Raw genomic sequence first — 14985 nt, 5'->3', positions numbered from 1 at the left:
CCGTAGCGCGCGATTATCTAGTAGCCCGCGAGACAACGCATCAGGGACAACGAAGTATTTGTAGCGAAACCCTACGTTTTTAGGCATTAAAGTCGTTTTTAATACATTCATGTCTGTAAGAGAAAGGTCACAGGGCCATCATTGACCAGATGCACCTGCATATCCGCGCCAAAACGCCCCGAGGCCACCTTGCCATGCAATTGTTGCGCTTGTAACAGCAAGTGATCAAAAAGCGCCGCTCCCAGGGCCGGCGGGGCAGCGGTTGAGAAGCTTGGCCGCAGGCCGCTCCTGGTATCCGCCGCCAGGGTGAACTGCGACACCAGCAGCAATCCCCCATCGATATCCTTCAACGACAGGTTCATCTTGCCCTCGTCGTCGCTGAACACCCGGTAGTTAAGCAGCTTGTGCAGCAGTTTGTCGGCGCTCTCGGGTGTATCTGAAGGTTCGACGGCCACCAGCACCAGCAAACCCTGGTCGATCGCCCCGACGATTTCGCCCGCCACTTCGACCCGGGCGCCGCGCACCCGTTGCAGCAAGCCCTTCATGCTTCTTCTGGCGGCAGATCAAGCAGGCGCCGTGCCATTTCGCCGGTCGCGCGTACCAGTGCATCGGTAATCCCGGGCTCGGACGCCGCATGACCCGCTTCACGGATGACCTGCAGTTCGCTGTTCGGCCAGGCCTGATGCAGCTCCCAGGCGTTATCCAGCGGGCAGATCATATCGTAGCGGCCATGGATGATGACGCCAGGCAGATGGGCGATCTTGTGCATATCGCGAATCAGCTGGTTGGGCTCCAGGAAGGAGTTGTTGGTGAAGTAGTGGCACTCGATACGCGCAATGGACAGCGCGCGCTGAGGCTCGGAAAAGCGCTCCACGTGCTGCGGGCTCGGGCACAGGCCGAGCATGCGCCCTTCCCAGCCGGACCAGGCCTTGGCAGCGTGCATCTGGGCGATCTGGTCGTTGCCGGTCAGGCGCTTGTGGTAGGCCGCGATCATGTCGTGACGCTCATCGGCGGGAATCGGCGCGATGTAGTCCTGCCAGTAGTCCGGGAACAGGCGGCTGGCACCGGCCTGGTAGAACCATTCGATGTCCTGGGGGCGGGCGAGGAAAATACCGCGCACGATCAGGCCATGCACACGTTCGGGGTGGGTTTGCGCGTAGGCCAGGGCCAGGGTCGAGCCCCAGGAGCCGCCGAACAGCACCCATTTGTCGATGCCAAGATGTTCGCGGATGCGCTCGAGGTCGGCGACCAGGTCCCAGGTGGTGTTGTTTTCCAGGCTCGCGCGGGGGGTGGAACGGCCGCAGCCACGCTGGTCGAAGGTGACGATGCGGTACAGGTTGGGATCGAAATAGCAGCGGCTCTGGGCATCGCAACCGGCGCCAGGGCCACCGTGGATGAATACGACAGGCAAGCCTTCGGGGGAGCCACTTTCATCGACATACAGCGTGTGGGTGTCATCGACGGCCAGATCGTGCCGGGCGTAGGGTTTGATCTGCGGGTACCAAGTCTGCATTGCGCGCTCCGTAGGGGGTCGGGTTCATCCCTGGGGGGACGTCTTTTATTTTGCCGTCTGGCACTATAAACCCGAATTGTGCAATGAGCATGTCCTTGAGCGCTTAGAGCTGCGTCAGCAGTTCGCTCCTCAGGTAATCCAACAGGTAGCCGTACAGCCGATCCACCTCCGGGGCCTGGCCCTTTGCGCGTAGACAGCCGTGGACCAGGCCTTTGCCCGGATACAACAGTGCAGGCACACCGGCCTGTTGCAGGCGCTCGGCGTACAGCATGCCGTCGTCGCGCAGCGGGTCGAATTGGGCGACTGCGATCAAGGCCCTGGGCAAACCACTGAGATCCTCGGCCAACAGCGGCATGGCATAGGCCGATGGTTTATCCAAACCGCGCAGGTAGAGCGCCAGGTAGTAGTCGGTGTCGGCAGTGCTGAGCAGCGGCGCGTCCATGCAGTCACGGCGCGAGGGCAAATCAGCCGGGCCGCCCAGTCCGGGGTAAATAAGGACCTGGGCCCGCGGCATAGGCTGGCCATCATCGCGCAACCCCAGGCACAACGCCGCCGCCAGGTTGCCGCCCGCGCTGTCACCGACCACCGCCAGGCGTTGCCGATCGATGGCATGTGGCGCCTGCCCTTCCTGGATCGCCTGCCACACTGCGCGGCAATCGTCGTAGGCGGCCGGGAAGGGGTGCTCGGGCGCCAGGCGGTAGTCGATGGCGATCACCAGCACCCGGAGGGCATTGGCCAGCTCGAAGCAGATGAAGTCGTGGGAATCCAGGCCGCCGACCACCCAGCCACCGCCGTGTATATAGAGGAGGCATGGCCAGCCGTCGGCGGGTGGCGGTGTGGAGGGCAGATAACTGCGCACTCCCACGCCGGCCAGGGTGAAGTCCGTGAGCTGCAAGCCTTCCGGTTTCGGTGGGGTGAATGCCTGGCACATGTGCCGGTAACTTTGGCGCTGGCTGGTCAGGGAAGAGTCCGCGCGGGTGAAGGACTCGGTTTTTGCGACGAAGGCGGCGAGTTGCGGGGATATCGGGTACATACGCGATGATCTCTGGCGCGGCAGGTTCAAGGTCGGGGGTTTCCGATTGCGATGGATCAGTCACTTGATAGGTGGCCTGGCATGGCGCTATCGGGGCAGTCGTATCTACACATCTTCGGTGAAAGCATAACCTGAGGTAATGAAGTTCTTGTGGTGAGCGGGCTCGCCCCGCGCTGGGCTGCGAAGCAGCCCTAAAACCCCACGCGCTGAGTACTAACAGAAAAATCCCGGCGCTTTTATTGGGGCTGCTTCGCAGCCCAGCGCGGGGCAAGCCCGCTCACCACAGCGTTATGCGTCAACCCTTAAGATACCCATGGCTATCGGGGGCAAGCCCCGCTTAGGGTTTGAGGTAGGCCTGGAGCGACGCCAAGCCATCGCTGCCATCAAATGCTGTAACCCCGGCCAGCCAACGCTGCAAATCCTCGGGGTGGTCGCGCAGCCATTGCCTGGCCACATCCTGCGGCGACTGGCGCTCCATGATCGGCACCATGAGCTGGCTTTCCTGGGCCGCGGTAAAGGTCAGGTTCTCGAGCAATCGGTTAGCGTTGGGGCAGCGTTCGGCGAAGTCCGGCGCGGTCACGGTGGAGACCGTTGCGCGCCCTTCGTCAGGGCCGAACACGTCTTCGCTGCCAGTGAGATAGGCCATTTTCATATTGATGTTCATGGGGTGCGGGGTCCACCCGACAAATACCACGAACTCCTTGCGGTTCACCGCGCGCTGCACCGCCGCCAACATGCCAGCCTCACCGGAAGCCACCAGTTTGAAGCCGCCCAGGCCGAAGCGGTTGGTGTCGATCATTTTCTGGATATCGGTATTGGCGCCGCTGCCGGGCTCGATGCCGTAGATCTTGCCGCCCAGCTTGTCCTTGAAACGGGCGATATCGGCAAAGGTCTTCAGCCCGGCGTCAGCCACGTATTGCGGCACGGCCAGGGTAGCCTGGGCGTCGGCGAGGCTGGGTTTATCAAAGACCTTGACCTGCCTGGCGGCCAGAAACGGCGCGATGTTGTTGTCCATCGCCGGCTTCCAATAGCCGAGGAACACGTCCAGACGTTTATCACGGATACCGGCAAAGATGATCTGCTGCACGGCGCTGGTCTGCTTGCTGTCATAGCCCAGGCCGTTGAGCAGCACGTCAGCCATGCCCGAGGTGGCGACCACATCGGTCCAACTGACCACGCCCATGCGCACGGTTTTGCAGGAGGCCGGTTCGGCGGCCATGGCTTGGGCACTGAGGAGTGCGGCGCCGGTGAGGGTCAACAGGTAACGGTTGAACAGTCTTTTCATGAAAGAGGTCTCACTCGGCAGCTTTTATTATGGGAAGTGGCGTCTGGTGCGCCATAACCACAACCTTACCGAGCGAGACCTCTCCCAACACGACCTGTGGCGACTGTGAGTTGCACAGGGGCGACCGTTCGTCACTCGTAGCGCTTGCGCCCCCACGCCAGCAAGCCTTCCAGCAGCTGCTTCAACACCACCTGCGTCGGCTCGGCCAGATCCGGGCGATAGCGGAACGGCTCGAACTCTTCCATATACGTGCTCTGGCACAACTCCAGCTGCACCGCATGGATATCCTGCGCCGGATTGCCGTAATGGCGGGTGATATGCCCGCCCTTGAAGCGCCCGTTCAATACATGGGTGTACTGAGGATGGGTGGCACAGATGGCCTCGAGCTGGCTGGCCAGTTCCGGATCGCAGGCGGCGCCGTTGAAGGTGCCGAGGTTGAAGTCCGGCAGCTTGCCCTCGAACAGGTGCGGGATCACCGAGCGGATCGAGTGCGCATCGAACAGCAACGCGTAGCCGAACTCGGCCTTGAGCCGCGCCAGTTCCTCTTGCAGCGTGCGGTGATACGGGCCCCAGATCTTTTGCAGGTAACTGGCGCGCTCTGTCTCGCTCGGCTCCAGCCCTTCCCGGAACAACGGCACGCCATCGAACAGGGTCGCCGGGTACAGACCGGTAGTGGCACCGGCGTACAGCGGCTTGTCGTCCGAAGGCCGGTTCAGGTCAATGACAAACCGCGAGTACTCCGCCGACAGGGTGCTGGCACCCAGCGCTTCGGCGAAGTCATACAGCGTGGGGATGTGCCAATCGGTGTCCGGCAGGCTTTGCGCCTCGGGGATCAACCCGGCTTCCACCGCAGGCGTCAGGCGCAGGCCGGCGTGGGGCATGCTGACCAGCAGCGGCACACGGCCTTGTTTGAAGTTCAGAACCTTATTCACAACAGTGCTCCTTATACAGTGACGTCGACGCCGTGGCGCACGACGCGTTTATCCAGCTCACCGCCCAGCCAATAGGCGAGGTCGGCGGGGCGATCGATCTGCCAGGCGACAAAGTCGGCCACCTTGCCCACTTCCAGGGATCCATGGGTGTCGCCCATGCCCAGGGCGGTGGCCGCATGTTGCGTGACACCGGCCAGGGCTTCTTCCGGGGTCATGCGGAACAGGGTGCAGGCCATGTTCAGCATCAGGCGCACCGACAACGCCGGCGAGGTGCCGGGGTTGAGGTCACTGGCGATGGCGATCTTCACGCCGTGCCTGCGCAGGGCGTCCATCGGCGGCAGCTGGGTTTCGCGCAGGAAGTAGAACGCCCCCGGCAGCAACACGGCGACGGTGCCGGCAGCGGCCATGGCGATGGCGTCTTCTTCGGTCATGAATTCCAGGTGATCCGCCGACAGCGCGTGGTAACGCGCCGCCAGGCTGGAGCCGTGCAGCGACGACAACTGCTCGGCGTGCAGCTTCACCGGCAGGCCGAGTTGCCGGGCGACCTTGAACACGCGCTCCACCTGCTCGGTGGAAAACGCCAGGTATTCACAGAACGCATCCACCGCGTCCACCAATCCTTCCTCCGCCAAGGCCGGCAGCATCTCGGCGCAGATGTGCTCGATGTAATCATCGGCGCGATCCTTGTACTCCGGGGGCAATGCATGGGCCGCCAGGCACGTGGCACGCACGCTGACCGGCAGCGCTTCGCCCAGGCGCCGAGCCACACGCAACATCTTGCGCTCGTTGGCCAGGTCCAGGCCGTAGCCGGACTTGATCTCCACCGTGGTCACGCCGTCGCGCAGCAGGCTGCGCAGGCGCTTATGGGCGCTGGCGAAGAGTTCATCCTCCGTGGCGGCGCGGGTGGCGCGCACGGTGCTGGCAATACCGCCGCCCTTGGCCGCGATGTCGGCATAGCTCACGCCCTCGAGGCGCAGCTCGAATTCGCCGCTGCGATTGCCGCCAAACACCGCGTGGGTGTGGCAGTCGATCAGCCCGGGGGTGACCCACGCGCCTTGCAGGTCATGTACCTGGGCGTAATCCGCCGTCGGTACTTCGCTGCGCGGACCGATCCACTCGATGAGCGAACCGGCAGTGACCAGGGCGGCATCCTCGATGATCGAGTATTTGCCCTGGGCCATGGTTGCGACGTGGCAGTGTTGCCAAAGGGTTTTCATCAACGCCTCCCTAAGTTATCGATGAGACAAGGCCGGGTCGTAATGGACCTTGGCCGCTTGCCCGGCGGCGGGTTTGACCCACAGCAGGTAGGCAACGACCAGCAACACGATCCACACCGCACCGACCAGCAAGGCCGCCTGGGTGTCCGGGAAGTAACCGAGCACGCCAAACACAAACAGCATGAACACGATGGCCGCAGCCGGCGCGTAGGGCCAGAACGGCACCGGGAATTTCAATTCGGCGACCTGCTCTTTCGTCATCGAGCGGCGCATGGCGACCTGGGTGAACAGGATCATCAGCCACACCCATACGGTGGCGAAGGTGGCAATCGACGCGATCAGCAGGAACACGTTTTCCGGGATCAGGTAGTTGAGCAGCACACCGCCGAGCAAGGCGGCGCCCATCACCACCACCGTCATCCACGGTACGCCTTGCCTGGACAACCGGGCAAAGCCCTTGGGCGCCTGCCCTTGCTGCGCGAGGCCGTACATCATGCGGCCGGCACCGAAGATGTCGCTGTTGATGGCCGACACGGCCGCCGAAATCACCACGATATTGAGGAGGGTCGCCGCCGAGCCTATCCCGAGGTTGCTGAAGATCTGCACGAACGGGCTGCCCTGGCTGCCGATCTGCGGCCATGGGTAGATGGCCATCAAGACAAACAACGTCAGCACGTAGAACAACAGGATGCGCAGCGGCACGGCGTTGATCGCCTTGGGGATCACGCGCTGCGGATCCTTGGCTTCACCGGCGGTGATGCCGATGATCTCGATGCCGCCAAACGCGAACATCACCACGGCAAACGAGGCGATCAGCCCACCAATGCCGTTGGGCATGAAGCCGCCGTGGGCCCACAGGTTGCTCAGGCCGCTGGCCTGGGTTTCGCCGGCCGAGTGGATGCCGAACAGCATGATGCCGAAACCGCCGAGGATCATCGCCACGATGGCGCCGACCTTGAGCAGCGACAGCCAGAACTCCATCTCGCCAAAGACCTTGACGTTGCACAGGTTCAGGCCGCCGATCAAAAACACGATGCCGAGCACCCAGACCCAGCGTGCGACCTCGGGAAACCAGAAGCCCATGTAGATGCCGAAGGCGGTGACGTCGGCGAGACAGACGATGATCATTTCAAAGGCATAGGTCCAGCCCAGGATAAAACCGGCCAACGGGCCCAGGTAGGTGCTGGCGTATTGGCCGAAGGAGCCGGAGACCGGGTTGTGCACGGCCATTTCACCGAGGGCGCGCATCACCATGAACACCGCGGCGCCGCCGATCAGGTAGGCCAGCAGCACGGCGGGGCCAGCCATCTGGATGGCCGAGGCGGACCCGTAGAACAGCCCGGTGCCGATCGCGGAACCGAGGGCCATGAAGCGAATATGGCGGGCGCTCAGCCCGCGTTTCAAACCCTTTTCTTGCTGGTGCATTTCTCGTCCCTAATTATTTTTATCCTGAGAAAGTTGTTTGTGGTGAGCGAGCTTGCTCGCGCTCGAGTGCGAAGCGCTCGCGGCCTTTTTTGGGGCTGCTGCGCAGCCCGGCGCGAGCAAGCTCGCTCGCCACAGAGAGCCATGCCGTCCTTCGAGCCGCTTACAGGCTCGGCAGCAACGTGGCCGGCACCAGCTCATTCAGGCAGCGGCTGGCGAGCAGTTCGCTGGCGGCGATGATGTCCGGGGCGAAGAAGCGGTCCTTATCGTAGAACGCCACTTTGGCGCGCAGGATGCCACGGGCTTTTTCCAGCTTCGGCGAGGTTTTCAGGCCTTCGCGCAGGTCCAGGCCCTGGCACGCGGCCAGCCATTCCACCGCGAGGATGCCGCGGGTGTTCTCGGCCATTTCCCACAGGCGCTTGCCGGCAGCCGGGGCCATCGACACGTGGTCTTCCTGGTTGGCGGACGTCGGGATGCTGTCGACGCTATGGGGATGAGCCAATGCCTTGTTCTCACTGGCGAGGGCGGCGGCGGTCACCTGGGCGATCATGAAACCGGAGTTCACCCCGCCATTGCCCACCAGGAACGGCGGCAGTTGCGACATGTGCTTGTCCATCATCAGCGAGATACGGCGCTCGCTCAGGGAGCCGATTTCGGCGATGGCCAGGGCCATGTTGTCAGCGGCCATGGCCACCGGTTCGGCGTGGAAGTTGCCACCGGAGATCACGTCACCCTCAGCGGCAAATACCAACGGGTTATCGGACACGGCGTTGGCTTCGACCACCAGTACCTCGGCCGCCTGGCGCAACTGGGTCAGGCAGGCGCCCATGACTTGTGGCTGGCAGCGCAGGGAGTACGGGTCCTGCACCTTGTCGCAGTTCTGGTGCGACTGCGACACCTGGCTGCTCTCACCCAGCAGGTCACGGTAGGCCGCCGCCGAATCGATCTGCCCACGTTGACCGCGAGCCGCATGAATACGCGCATCGAACGGCGAGCGCGAACCCAGCACCGCTTCCACGGTAAGGCCGCCGCACGCCAGGGCGCCGGCGAACAGGTCTTCGCCCTCGAACAGGCCACGCAGGGCATAGGCGGTGGACACCTGGGTGCCGTTGAGCAGCGCCAGGCCTTCCTTGGCGGCGAGGGTCAGCGGCGTCAGGCCGGCGACTTTCAGCGCGTCAGTCGCCTCCAGCCATTCACCCTTGTAGCGCGCCTTGCCTTCGCCCAGCAGCACCAGGGACATATGCGCCAATGGCGCCAGGTCACCGGAAGCGCCCACCGAGCCTTTCAACGGAATATGCGGGTACACCTCGGCATTGATCAGCGCAATCAGCGCGTCGATCACCTGCCGGCGAATCCCGGAGAACCCACGGCTGAGGCTGTTGACCTTGAGCATCATGACCAGCCGCACCAGCGCATCGCTGATCGGCTCACCGACGCCGGCGGCGTGGGACAGCACCAGGGAACGCTGGAGGTTTTCCAGGTCTTCACTGGCGATGCGGGTCGAGGCCAGCAGGCCGAAACCGGTGTTGATGCCGTAGGCGGTGCGGTTCTCGGCGAGAATCTGTTCCACGCAGGCCACACTGGCTTCGATCTGGGCCGAGGCACTGTCATCCAGACTGAGGGTTACCGGCTGCTGGTAGATGGCCCGCAGTTGGGCGAGGCTCAGTTGGCCTGGAATCAGGTTTAGCGCAGTCACATTCATACTCCTTGTGAATTATTCTTTTGAAATAAGTGTTCAGTGCAGATTTGGTAATGCGGTGTCCTTGAGCACCTTGGCGGCGGCCGCAATATCCGGCGCCAGCCAACGGTCCTGCTCATAGGCCGGCACCACTTCACGCAACAGGCGCCAGGCGCGATCGGTGCCCGCGCCGAAGCGTTGGTCTTTCAGGAATTCGAAGGCCTGGGCCGCCAACAGGTACTCGATGGCGAGGATCTGGGTGACGTTGGCCACTACCTGGTGCAGCTTGAGCGCGGCGTTGGTGCCCATGCTCAGGTGGTCCTCCTGCAGGCCCGAGGTGACGAAGTTGTCGAGCACCGCCGGTTGCGCCAATTGGCGGTTCTGTCCGCACAGCGAGGCGGCGACGTACTGCACGATCATCATCCCGGAGTTGACCCCGGGGTTGCTCACCAGGAACGCCGGCAGGCCACTGACGTGGGGGTTGATGAGGCGGTCGAGGCGACGTTCGGCGACCGAGCCGATTTCGGCCAGGGCAATCGCCAGCAGGTCGGCGGCCAGGGCGACGGACTGGCCGTGGGGGTTGGCCTGGGACACCACGCGGTAGTGGTCCGGCGTGCCGAGCACCAGCGGATTGTCGGTGGCGCTGTTGAGTTCGGTCTCGATCTGGCGCGTCGCGTGTTCCACCTGGTCGCGCGCCGCGCCGTGGATCTGCGGGATCGAGCGCAGGCTCAGGGCGTCCTGGGTGCGGATGCCTTTGCTGCTGGCGATCACTTCACTGCCATCGAGCAACGCACGCAGGTTGCTGCCGACGTGCTGCATGCCCGGGTGCGGCTTGAGGGCGATGATTTCTTCGTCGAAGGCGTCGATCTGGCCGCGCTGGGCCTCGAAGCTCATGGCACCGATCACGTCGGCCCATTGCAGCAAGTGATGAGCGTCGGCCAGGGCCAGGCAGCTCAGGCCGGTCATGCACGGCGTGCCGTTGACCAGGCACAGGCCGTCCTTGGCGCCGAGTACCACCGGCTGCAAACCTTCTTCGTCCAGGGCTTGTTGCGCCGGCACGATCCGGCCGCGATAGCTCACATTTCCGACACCCAGCAGCGCCACGCCGACATGAGCCATATGGGTCAGGTAACCCACCGAGCCCTGGGACGGTACTTGCGGCGTGATGCCGTGGTTGAGCAGCGCCAGCAGCGAATGCACCACCTGCGGATGCAGGCCGGATTTGCCGTGGCTGTAGTTGATGACCGCCGCGCAGATGATCGCGCGGGTCTGCTCGTCGCTGAGCACCGGGCCGACGCCACAGGCGTGGCTGAGCAAGGTATTGCGCGACAGCTGGCTCAGCTGCTCGCCCTCAAGGGACACGTTGCACAGCGCGCCCAGCCCGGTGTTCACGCCATAGGCACGTTCGCCGCTGGTGACGATGCGCTGCACGATGGCCTGGGCATTGTCGATCCGCGCCCAGGCCTGGCCCGAGAGTTCGAGCACCGCACCGTGACGGGCCACGGCGACCACGTCCTGCCAGCGCAGCGGAGTGTCGGCGATGATGATGTTTGCTGCCTGGGACATTGTTGACCTCTTCATATTCTCTACAGCTTTGCCGGCCTCACCACAGAACCTGGGTCAGACCACCGCCGCACGCCGCTGGACAAACCGATCCACATACTCATCCGCCGGCGAATGCAGGATCTCCCGCGGAGTGCCGACCTGGATCAGCCGGCCGTCCTTGAGAATCGCAATGCGGTTGCCGATACGCACGGCCTCGTCAAGGTCGTGGGTGATGAACACGATGGTCTTGTGCAGGGTCTTTTGCAGCTCGAGCAACTGGTCCTGCATCTCGGCGCGGATCAGCGGGTCGAGGGCGCTGAAGGCTTCGTCCATCAGGATGATGTCGGTGTCAGCGGCCAGGGCGCGGGCCAGGCCGACACGCTGGCGCATGCCACCGGAAAGCTGGTGCGGGTATTTGTTTTCGTAGCCCTTGAGGCCCACGGTTTCGATCCAGTGCAGCGCGCGTTCGGCGCAGACCTGCTTGGTTTCGCCACGCACCTTGAGGCCGTAGGCGACGTTGTCGAGCACGCTCTTGTGGGGCAGCAGGCCGAAGCTCTGGAACACCATGCTGATCTTGTGCCGACGGAATTGGCGCAGGGCGTCCATGTCCAGTTGCAGGATATCTTCGCCGTCCACCAGGATCGCGCCGCTGGTGGGGTCGATCAGGCGGTTGAAGTGGCGCACCAGCGTGGATTTACCCGAGCCCGACAGGCCCATGATCACGAAGATCTCACCGGTGCCGATGCTCAGGGACAAATCGTTCACGCCGACCACGCAGCCGGTCTCGGCCAGCACCTGGTCCTTGGTCTTGCCCTGGCCGACCATCGCCAGCGCCTCCTTGGAGCGGGCGCCGAAGATCTTGAAGACGTTTTTAACTTCGATTTTGCTGACAGTAGTCATTTGTTCGCCTCATGCCGTGGACGACCATAGGCCTGGGTAATGCGGTCGATGACCACGGCGAGAATCACGATCGCCAGCCCGGCTTCGAGGCCACGGCCGACGTTGAGGGTCTGGATGCCGACCAGGACATCTTCACCCAAGCCACGGGCGCCGATCATCGAGGCGATCACCACCATCGACAACGCCATCATGGTGGTCTGGTTGATACCGGCCATGATGCTCGGCAGCGCCAGCGGCAATTGCACGCCGAACAGCTGTTGCCAGCGGTTGGCACCAAAGGCGTTGATGGCTTCCATGACTTCGCCGTCGACCTGGCGAATCCCCAGGTCGGTCAAGCGAATCAGCGGCGGTGCGGCATAGATCACCGTGGCGAAAATCGCCGGCACCTTGCCCAGGCCGAACAGCATCAGCACCGGGATCAGGTACACGAAGCTGGGCATGGTCTGCATGATGTCGAGCAGCGGCATCAACACCGAACGCAGGCGATTGCTGCGCGCCGACAGGATGCCCAGCGGGATGCCGATCAACACCGAGATCACCGTGGCGACCATCATCAGCGCCAGGGTCTGCATCAGCTTGTCCCACAGGCCGACCGCGCCCACCAGGAACAGCAAACCGACGATCACCGCCGTGGTCAGCACCTTGCGGGTGGCATGCCAGGCAACGGCGCCGACGATGGCCAGCATCAGCCACCAGGGGGCGGCGCGCAGCAGCCCTTCCAGATTGACGATGGCCCACAGCAGGGTGTCGGAGATGTGCCGGAACACATCGCCATAATTGGTAACCAGTGAATCCACCCAACCATTGACCCAGTCGGCGATGGAAAACGTAAAACTCTCAGGAAACATAGCGTGCTCTCGATCCAGTGGGTTGTGGCCAGGCGCCCGGCCACCCCTGAGGGTAGCCGTGCACACTTGACCTACAAGGCCGCGTCGATTTTCTTGGCTGCCTCGTCGCTCACCCAGGCGTGCCAGACTTCAGGATGTTCCTTGAGGAAAATTTTCGCCAGTTTCGGCGACTCAATGCGCTCCTTGGCCATGCGCCCCAGGTTCTGGTTCAGCAGGTCGATGGGCAAGTTGACTTTTTCCAGCACGGCCACCAGTTCCGGGGCTTGTTCGTGGAAGGTCTTGGACAGGCCGACCTTGATGCTCACGGTCTTATCCACACCGGGTTTTTCTTCCAGCTTGACCAGGTCGACCTGGCCCATCAGCGGGGTTGGCGACCAGTAGTAGAACAGGATCGGCTCGCCACGCTTGTAGCTCGACAGCACCGCCGCATCCAGCGCCGGGCCGGTGCCTGGGCGGAAGTTGGTGTAGGTGCTTTCCAGGCCGTAGCTCTTGAGCATTTCGCTGTTGTCCAGCTCGCAGGTCCAGCCGGCCGGGCAGTTGTAGAAGCGGCCCTTGGACGGTTCTTCCTGGTCCTTGAACACCGCGGCGTACTTGGCCAGGTCGGCGATGTTTTTCAGGCCCGGCGCCTTGGGTTCGAGCTTGCGCTTGGCGTCGCCTTCGATCACGTAGCGCGGTACGTACCAGCCTTCGACGGCGCCCACCACCGGGGCACCGACACCGACGACTTTGCCGGCCTTCTCGGCCTTGTTCCAGACTTCGCTGCGGCCGACCCACTCTTCGGCAAACACTTGGATGTCGTTGCTGCTCAGGGCATTTTCCATGGTGATGGAGTTGCCTGGCAGGCTGTCGGTTTTGCAGTCGTAGCCTTTTTCCAGCACGGTTTGCAGGATGTCGGTGAGCAACATGCCGCTTTCCCAGTTCAGGCCGGCGAATTTCACCGGTTTGCCGGATTCACACCAACCGGCCGCCTGGGCGCCAGCAGTGGCCAGCAAGCCCGCGGAAAAGACGGTGGCCAACAGGGTCTTATGCATTTTCATTGTTGTGACGCTCCCAAATCTTGAAATGGATTACGGCAGTCAGTAGGCATCCTGCCCTGTCCACGTCCCATCAGGCCTGTGCAGCCAGCCCGTTTGTCGTCGTCGGTGCAACGCCCTGCTCTAGCGGCAGGATCAGGTGTTCAGGGTGTGCGGCGGGCCACTTTTTCGCCGCCCAGTAGTAAAGCGCGGCGGGTAGCACCAGGCCGATGATCCAGGAAATATCCACACCCCCCAGGGCCGCCACCAGGGGGCCGGTGTAGAACTTGGTGGAGATGAACGGCAACTGCACCAGCACACCGAAGACATACACGCTGATACCGAGCAGGTTCCAACGGCCATAGCGCCCGTTCGGATCGGCCAGCGCCGGTACGTCGTAGCGATCGCGGGTGATGCAGTAGTAGTCGACCAGGTTGATCGCGCTCCATGGGGTAAAAAACGCCAGCAGGAACAGGATGAAGGACTTGAACGCCCCCAGGAACGAGTGCTGCCCGAGCAAGGCGATCAGGGTCGCCGTACCGACGATGGCCAGCACGAAAAACAGCCGCTGCAGGCGCGTGACCTCGAGGCGACCGCGAAAGCCGCTGATGATCGTGGCAATGCACATGAAGCTGCCGTAGGAGTTCAGCGTGGAGATGGTGACCTTGCCGAACGCGATGCTGAAATACAGCAGCGCCGCGGTGGCCCCGGTACCGCCCAGGCCGACGATATAGGCCACTTCGTGACCGGCAAATTGCCCGTTGGACATGGCCGCCGCGAACACGCCGAGGATCATCGCCACCTGCGCACCCACCACCGAACCTGCGCCTGCGGCAAGAAAGGTTTTCAGCGAGGACGTGTTGCTCGGCAGGTAGCGTGAATAGTCCGCCACGTATGGGCCGAAGGCGATTTGCCAGGAGGCCGCGAGCGACACCGCCAACAGGAAGCTGCTCCAGCTGAAGTGGCGGATTTGCAGGAGTGCGCCAACGTCGGCCTGGCTCATCAGACGGCTGAACAGGTAGACAAAGGCAATCACGCCAATGACGCTGGCAACGCGGCCGATGAAGTGGATCACCCGGTAACCGAGCACCGTGACCAGAACGATGACACTGGCGAAGATCAGGATCCCGACGCTGTCGCTGACACCAAACAACTGGCCCAGGGCCTGGCCGGAAAGCACGGTGCCGGTTGCGGTGAAACCGAGGTACATCAGGCAGACCAGCACGATCGGAATCGCCGCGCCGTACACACCGAACTGCACCCGGCTGGAGATCATCTGCGGCAGGCCCAGCCTGGGCCCTTGCGCCGCATGCAACGCCATGACGCCGCCGCCCAGCAGTTGACCGATCAACAGACCGATCAACGACCAGAACACATCACCGCCCAGCACCACGGCCAGGGCCCCGGTGACGATCGCGGTGATCTGCAGGTTGGCACCCAGCCACAGGGTGAACTGGCTCAATAGACGACCGTGTCTTTCCGCTTCCGGGATGTAGTCGATCGAACGCCTTTCGATCAACGGGGTGGTGTCGTTTGCAGCCATGTGTATTCAACCTCTGATGGATTGTCCTGGGTTCGCCGCCATCGGGGGCAAGCCCC

At 63.1% G+C, this 14985-nt stretch carries 13 protein-coding genes; all 13 read right to left on the bottom strand.

Annotated elements, in window-relative coordinates; genetic code table 11:
* Window positions 1-107: 107 nt before the first annotated feature.
* Window positions 108-545, bottom strand: a complete 438-nt coding sequence (dtd, locus tag BM416_RS28420) for a D-aminoacyl-tRNA deacylase (RefSeq protein WP_092490200.1) — start codon at window positions 543-545, stop codon at window positions 108-110.
* Window positions 542-1513: a prolyl aminopeptidase gene (gene pip, locus BM416_RS28415; RefSeq protein WP_027605045.1), complete on the bottom strand. Its 972-nt coding sequence runs from the start codon at window positions 1511-1513 to the stop codon at window positions 542-544. Before pip ends, dtd begins: the two co-directional genes overlap by 4 nt.
* Window positions 1514-1616: 103 nt before the next feature.
* Window positions 1617-2546, bottom strand: a complete 930-nt coding sequence (locus BM416_RS28410; protein ID WP_092490199.1) for an alpha/beta hydrolase — start codon at window positions 2544-2546, stop codon at window positions 1617-1619.
* A gap of 337 nt (window positions 2547-2883) precedes the next feature.
* Window positions 2884-3831: a choline ABC transporter substrate-binding protein gene (locus BM416_RS28405; protein ID WP_092490198.1), complete on the bottom strand. Its 948-nt coding sequence runs from the start codon at window positions 3829-3831 to the stop codon at window positions 2884-2886.
* A 131-nt stretch (window positions 3832-3962) separates the two neighbouring features.
* Window positions 3963-4763: an N-formylglutamate deformylase gene (hutG, locus tag BM416_RS28400; protein WP_092490197.1), complete on the bottom strand. Its 801-nt coding sequence runs from the start codon at window positions 4761-4763 to the stop codon at window positions 3963-3965.
* Between the two features lie 11 nt (window positions 4764-4774).
* The gene (gene hutI, locus BM416_RS28395; RefSeq protein WP_092490196.1) at window positions 4775-5980 is read right to left on the bottom strand and encodes an imidazolonepropionase; all 1206 of its coding nucleotides are present in this window, start codon (window positions 5978-5980) and stop codon (window positions 4775-4777) included.
* Window positions 5981-5995: 15 nt separating this feature from the next.
* Window positions 5996-7405, bottom strand: a complete 1410-nt coding sequence (locus tag BM416_RS28390) for an amino acid permease (RefSeq protein WP_065925740.1) — start codon at window positions 7403-7405, stop codon at window positions 5996-5998.
* Window positions 7406-7565: 160 nt separating this feature from the next.
* Window positions 7566-9104 (bottom strand): histidine ammonia-lyase, encoded by a 1539-nt coding sequence (hutH, locus tag BM416_RS28385; RefSeq protein WP_092490195.1) that lies wholly within the window; start codon window positions 9102-9104, stop codon window positions 7566-7568.
* Window positions 9105-9137: 33 nt separating this feature from the next.
* On the bottom strand, window positions 9138-10646 hold the full coding sequence (gene hutH, locus BM416_RS28380; protein WP_092490194.1) for a histidine ammonia-lyase: 1509 nt from the start codon (window positions 10644-10646) through the stop codon (window positions 9138-9140).
* 54 nt (window positions 10647-10700) lie between these two features.
* A complete protein-coding gene (locus tag BM416_RS28375; protein ID WP_051429333.1) occupies window positions 10701-11525 on the bottom strand; it encodes a quaternary amine ABC transporter ATP-binding protein in 825 nt (274 codons plus the stop codon).
* A complete protein-coding gene (locus tag BM416_RS28370; RefSeq protein WP_092490193.1) occupies window positions 11522-12373 on the bottom strand; it encodes an ABC transporter permease in 852 nt (283 codons plus the stop codon). Before BM416_RS28370 ends, BM416_RS28375 begins: the two co-directional genes overlap by 4 nt.
* 71 nt (window positions 12374-12444) lie before the next feature.
* Window positions 12445-13410: an ABC transporter substrate-binding protein gene (locus tag BM416_RS28365; protein WP_092490192.1), complete on the bottom strand. Its 966-nt coding sequence runs from the start codon at window positions 13408-13410 to the stop codon at window positions 12445-12447.
* Between the two features lie 70 nt (window positions 13411-13480).
* Entirely contained in the window at window positions 13481-14929 is a 1449-nt protein-coding gene (locus BM416_RS28360; protein WP_092490191.1) for a purine-cytosine permease family protein, read from the bottom strand.
* Window positions 14930-14985 lie beyond the last annotated feature (56 nt).

The sequence above is a fragment of the Pseudomonas sp. NFACC42-2 genome (genome assembly GCF_900116055.1).
In the GTDB taxonomy this organism is placed as follows: domain Bacteria; phylum Pseudomonadota; class Gammaproteobacteria; order Pseudomonadales; family Pseudomonadaceae; genus Aquipseudomonas; species Aquipseudomonas marginalis.
The sequence above is the reverse complement of the archived record's forward strand: the minus strand, read 5'-3'. Positions and strand labels throughout refer to the sequence as shown.

Coding starts and splice junctions, on each gene's coding strand:
- BM416_RS28405 (WP_092490198.1), bottom strand. CDS start 3,831: ATGAAAAGACTGTTCAACCGTTACCTGTTGACCCTCACCGGCGCCGCA.
- BM416_RS28410 (WP_092490199.1), bottom strand. CDS start 2,546: ATGTACCCGATATCCCCGCAACTCGCCGCCTTCGTCGCAAAAACCGAG.
- BM416_RS28365 (WP_092490192.1), bottom strand. CDS start 13,410: ATGAAAATGCATAAGACCCTGTTGGCCACCGTCTTTTCCGCGGGCTTG.
- BM416_RS28390 (WP_065925740.1), bottom strand. CDS start 7,405: ATGCACCAGCAAGAAAAGGGTTTGAAACGCGGGCTGAGCGCCCGCCAT.
- hutI (WP_092490196.1), bottom strand. CDS start 5,980: ATGAAAACCCTTTGGCAACACTGCCACGTCGCAACCATGGCCCAGGGC.
- dtd (WP_092490200.1), bottom strand. CDS start 545: ATGAAGGGCTTGCTGCAACGGGTGCGCGGCGCCCGGGTCGAAGTGGCG.
- hutH (WP_092490195.1), bottom strand. CDS start 9,104: ATGAATGTGACTGCGCTAAACCTGATTCCAGGCCAACTGAGCCTCGCC.
- hutH (WP_092490194.1), bottom strand. CDS start 10,646: ATGTCCCAGGCAGCAAACATCATCATCGCCGACACTCCGCTGCGCTGG.
- BM416_RS28375 (WP_051429333.1), bottom strand. CDS start 11,525: ATGACTACTGTCAGCAAAATCGAAGTTAAAAACGTCTTCAAGATCTTC.
- BM416_RS28370 (WP_092490193.1), bottom strand. CDS start 12,373: ATGTTTCCTGAGAGTTTTACGTTTTCCATCGCCGACTGGGTCAATGGT.
- BM416_RS28360 (WP_092490191.1), bottom strand. CDS start 14,929: ATGGCTGCAAACGACACCACCCCGTTGATCGAAAGGCGTTCGATCGAC.
- pip (WP_027605045.1), bottom strand. CDS start 1,513: ATGCAGACTTGGTACCCGCAGATCAAACCCTACGCCCGGCACGATCTG.